The sequence below is a fragment of the Aliivibrio sp. SR45-2 genome (assembly GCF_963890165.1).
GTDB lineage: Bacteria > Pseudomonadota > Gammaproteobacteria > Enterobacterales > Vibrionaceae > Aliivibrio > Aliivibrio salmonicida.
The window spans coordinates 1-5,817 of the sequence record NZ_CAWPRC010000219.1 but is presented as its reverse complement, the minus strand read 5'-3'; the positions used below and the strand labels follow the sequence as shown (position 1 = coordinate 5,817).

The following is a 5,817-nucleotide window of genomic DNA, read 5'->3' as shown; positions in this document are numbered from 1 at the left end:
CGCGTCAGTCTCGTTAATCACTCCGCCAGTAATTGGAGTAATCGTGATTGACGGGGTTAAGTACACGGCACCACTTGTCGATTCATCGCCAAGATTGCCGTGAGTATCACTGAACCCTTTCACCGTATAAGTAAACTCTGTATCTGCTGCTGATGAACTCGGAATTTCCACTTCACCAATCCATGTTGCTGAGCCTTGACCCGAACTCCACGTCACATCATTTGTGCCTAATGTCGCCGTCGCATTATCTACGGCAACAGAGAAAGTCGCCGTAACTCCAATTTTATCGCCTGTTTTACCCGATGTAGGGTTTGATACCACGGACGTTAACGTTGGTTTCACTGTCGAAAGTTGAGCCGTTTCTGATGCTTCTTCCGCAGCGATGTTGTGTTGGTTTGAGCCCGTTGCTTTTACGGTGATCGTGCCATCACTCCAACTGCTTAAATTAGTACCTGCCGCTGTCCAAGTGCCGTCACTGCCCACTGTCGCAATCACCGAATCGCTCTTCGCATCGGCCGAATTGCTAAACGCAACCGTGATCTCTTTACCTGCGTCAAAACGAGTCGTTGTTCCGCTAATAATAAGATTGGCCGCGTCACTCTCGTTAATCACTCCGCCAGTAATTGGAGTAATCGTGATTGATGGGGTTAGATATAAAACATTACTATTATCCGCATCACCGGTATTTCCATTTTCATCGACAAAATCAGTGACACTGTAACTTAACTGAGTATTTACGCCCCCATCAGGAACTAGAACCTCACCAACCCATTCAGCCGTATCTGTACCAGCAGTCCAAGTCACGGTATTTCCGCTAAGCATTACCGTCGCATTTGTAACTGGCGTCGAGAACGTCGCTGTCACTTTGACTCTGTCTCCCGTATCACCAAAATTTGGATCTGACACTATGGATGTAACAGTCGGCTTCGCGGTTGCTAATTTTGTTGTTTGTAGGACTTGTTCTGCTGCAATACTTTGTTGATTTGAACCATTTGCCGTTACTGTGATAGTCCCATCAGCCCAACCAGATAAATCTTGAGCTGGCGCAGTCCAACGGCCGTTACTATCAATATCGGCCTTTATGTCCTTTAGCGTATTACTATCACCCGAATTGGTAAACGTTAAAATAATCTCTTCAGCTTCATCAAATCGATTCGTGGTACCGTTAACGACTACGTTCATCACTTCATCTTCATTAATCATGCCATCAGAGATAGGATCAACGATGATCTTTGGCGTTAGATACAACACACCGCTATTGTCTGCTTCTCCAATATTTCCATAAGTATCACTGTACTCAGAAACAACCAATACTAATTGGTCATCCGAACTAACTGGAACTAAGACCGTTCCAATCCATTGATCTGATTCTTGACCAGCAGTCCACTTAATTTCTGTCGCCGATAATGTCGCTTTAACATTCGACACATTCGTTGAGAAATTAACCGTCACTCCAACGGTCTTTAAACTGTCTGAATGTATTGGATTGAAAACTGTACTTGAAACCGTAGGTATCACGCCTTTAATTTCAACATCTGTTGTCGCTGCATTACCAGGAACCGTAATCGTACTGGTGTAACTCCCTTCTGCGACTGAAATGGTTATTGTTTTATTCTCCCCTTTTGGAGCCGTATAAACAGCAGTCCAACTTTGGGCAGGGCCAGCAGTCCAAGTTGACGTATCTAATGACCCCGTAGCACCAGAATCACTGGCACTTAATACAACATCATCTTTCGTAAACTCAATGACATCTTCATTAAACGTAAACGTGATTATTGACGTCGTTTCAGAACCCAAATCACTATTACTACTCGTAATCGTTAACTCTGGAACCGTCGCTTCAGCAACCGTGATAGCGCCAGTATTTCCTCCCTCTTGAGTAATGAAGTCTGTCGCTTTTACAGATGCAACATAATTACCTGAAGGCACTAAATAATGAAATACATAAGGCTCTGTTGGTGAGCTTGGTTTAGACGTTGTTTTAGGTGAATATGTCTGAGAACCCACAGTGAGCGTTGACACTATACTGTTCTCATTGAGATTTGCGTCTTGTATGATCGACGTCACTTCATATTCATACAGATCATTCGTTGGTAGCGGAGTGATTTGTTCTCCGTTAACAGTCCCGATAGTTGGCTCAACAAAATCAACGTAACTCGTCGCCCCAGAAGCATTAAAGTCCATCTCATCATAGGTAAAACTTGCAATCTCACGGCCAATACTGTCGGTAGCAACTAAGGTTAATTTGTATTCACCTTGTTGACTGTCATTAAATGAGAATTGAGTCGTACCCGAGTCGCCAACAAAATCACCAAGTTCAGAAATGGTTTCAGCGTCATTTGTTAACGTTAAAGTAAACCCTTTCATCTTAATCGATTCTGTTGGTACCGATTTAATAGTAAAGTCCTGTATGCGCTCTTTTAATGCGACTTTATTACCAAGCAACTCTGAGCTCCCTTCAATTTCTAACGTTAGTTCAGGTTTACCCAAATCAATAGCGATTCTCTTAACCGTCTCCAAGCCAACATTATCACTCGCTGTAATTGTGACTGAAATAATCTCTTTATCTTTAATCTGATCTTTATCTACATCAATATAATTAAAATCAGCCGTTTTTGTTTCTTCAAAGCTAATGTCCGATATAGAATAAGTCACTTTATTTAAACCGCTTCCTGAAATATTATCTGAAATATCAAACGTTAAGCGAACTTTATCAGTACTATCCCCAGGTGATAATTGGTAAGTATCCCCAATAGTCGGCGCTTCATTATCTAACAATACCAATCTCGAACTTGACGCTGTATTACCCCAAACATCCGTTGCAACTAACTTAATATTTACATTATCTAATGCATAATCATCCGGTAGTTGACCATTAAATGTCGAACAAGTCGCCTCAATATCATCCGCACAAGTTCTAAAATCTTGAAAGTGCGGATCAGTAGGATCGTCATCCTTAAGCGAGTATGTCTTACCAGCAACAGAAACAGTCACATCATACAAACTTGACTCTTTAAATAGCTTAACTCTAAAATCAAAAGTAATTTCTTTACCGTTAATATACTGATTATCAACAAGGTTCGTGATCTCAGTAGTAAACTCGCCAGTTGGAATAATTAATTCAAACTTTCTATCATTACTAGCTATCGTATTTCCAGCATTATCAATAACATTAGGTGATGAAACATAATGTGTAGGGTCAACTCTTCGAATTAACTTAACGTAATCCTCTTTATACTCACAGCTAACAAGAGAGCTATTACCCGTCGATTTTTCGCACGTAACCGGATCAAATGTTACCCCGTTGGCGACTAATTTCGGTAATTCAGTTAAATCTAAGTTTGAGTCTAAATCAACATAATCTATGTTAAGTTGTAATTTCTTAACTTCAGGCTCCCCTTCAAAAATAACCTCAGAAGACTGTAAAGCATAGCCTGTCTTGTCTTTCACATACGGAATATATGGTGCTTCTACATCTACCATTTTGAAACTGAATTTTTGTATTTTTTCAGCCGCATTTGTTCCTACGGTTTTCGTAATTAATACTGGGTTGTCTAAGAAATTCTTATCTAAAGTAATGCTACATTCTGGATTTTTAGGTTCATTGTTAATCTTATAATACGTTTTATCATCAGGCACACCTTCATCGGTATAGTTTTCTCTAACCCAGCATTCAAGCGTTTTAATTCCGGCTTCATTTACTTTTTCAAATTCAACATTCAGATCTTTATTTGAGATATGTGAGACAAAGTTTATAGGCTGAGTAATACTTAATTCTACGCCTTCTGTCTGAACCATTAATGTTGGGTTAATCTCTGATTTCAGTATTTCACTCTCTTTGTTTGCTTTTGTATTGTTTGTTATCGTTGCTGAAATAAGATAAGTCCCATCAACATTAGGGCTTAACGTCGCTTCCCAGACTTTAGGATCTACTGTTTGAGAAAAGTTAATTGTATTACTTCCTGCGACACCTTCTAATTTATAGCTACTTACTATGGATGCAATGCCACTCTTATCTTCTATCTTTAGAATCAACTTAATGTCTTTTTTCTCTGTTGCGATATTATTTTCAATAGCAGCTCCATCACTATAAGTCATAGAAAACTCAGTTAACGGTATCGCTTCATTAATCTTTACAACAAAGGGAATTTGATTACTTTCGTTACCTCGAACGTCTTTAGCCAATATTTTTAAATTGACTTCAGTTAATCCGTTCGGCACATCTAATGGAATGGAGTTTGGTTCACTTACAGAAGGTGAATTACCAGAATCCCCCTCAGCAGGTTCACTGCCACTATAAACCCAATAGTTAACGCTATCTTGACTTACTCCAGAAGCTGAAGTGTTTCCCGTTAAACTAAGATCTAACGCGTTAAGATTAAAAATATAATTAGAGCGGTAATATTCAGAAGACGAGTAATTAGTTAACGCAATTGAAGGCCCTTCGATATCGTAAATCATACCTATTTTATTGGTATTACTTATAAATCCAAACTCATCTGATGCTTCAACAATAAGGTCAACAAGATTACTTTCAGCAGCAAGCTCTATTCGATCTGTGTTTTCACTTTTTAATGTAATTTCAAATGGGTTTTCAGGGCTTTCTACTGAAATATTCTCTTTAAGTGGTACTCTTGTTCCATCATTTTTTTCTTGAAAAACAGAGAGAGTGGCCACTGCAGAATCATCAGTCACGTTAGTTATATTAATATCAAAATTACGGCCCATGACATTATTACCACTCGATAAGGTATCTTTTAATGGCGTTGATGAAAGAAGAATATTGGGTCCATTTTTATCGACTTTAAATGTATGTGTGCCTTCACCGCTATTACTTGGAAAAGCCGCATTAATCGCGGTAATTTTAAACTGATTATCAACCCCATGATCAAAGTGCTCCGCCACAAGTTGCACTTCATAATTAGGCGCGGTTCCTGTTAAATAAGCTGGGTAATCATTGCAAGACTCCCCCTTCTCAATAGAACATTCAACAAGATCGACCCAACTTGATCCAGGTCTATTTAACTTAATTTTAATGTCTTTTGCTGCGCTTAACGATCCCCAAAGGATCACTCCATTAGGGTTCCATTTTTGGTTCCCACCTAAAAATTTAGCACTGGTCCCCGTTGTTACTTCTGGCGCAGAAGAGTCGATGTTTAAAATATGTTTCGGCGTGGTCATGTCTTGCGCACGAACTTGATTCCCTAATAAGTCAGTCCCTTCTAACGAAAAACTCCAATTACCATCATCGAGATCAACAATAACGTCAGAATCACCATCACAAATACTGTCTTTACATAACGAAACCACTAATTGCTCATTGTTATTAACGTAGAAGTTTTCTTTGGTTAGCGTTATTGGCGTTGTTCCATCTTTTGTTAAAATTATCTGGCGAACATCTTTTACATCACCAACTACATCACTAACAATAAAGGTGAGACTAAGTTTTGTGTTTAGATTCAAATAAGTATATTCGTCGTAATCATCTCCCTTATCATCAACTAACCCATAAAAAGGGGCGTGATATTCAAATTCTGGCCCCTTGTTATCCACAATAAACATCGTGCTATAAGGCACTGATGTGAAACCATAATCATTACCATGAATATCTGCCACACTGACATCTAAATCAAAAGAATGAATCCCCGCGTAGTCAATAGATTCCGAGTTGAAATCAAATGTATAACGATGATTGAACTGATTATTACTGCTGTCCGGTAAAAAAGTCATCCCAGAAATAACTTGATTGACACCAGTCGTATTGGTCCAAGAAGGTTCAAATTCTGGCGGATGGCTAGAATCGTCGATCCCAGAAGG

1 protein-coding gene is annotated in these 5,817 nt (G+C 39.2%); it reads right to left on the bottom strand.

All coding sequences use genetic code 11. From position 1 onward, the window contains the following. The coding region (locus AACV33_RS20825) for a tandem large repeat (protein WP_182700603.1) at positions 1–5,817 on the bottom strand (5,817 nt) is incomplete at both ends.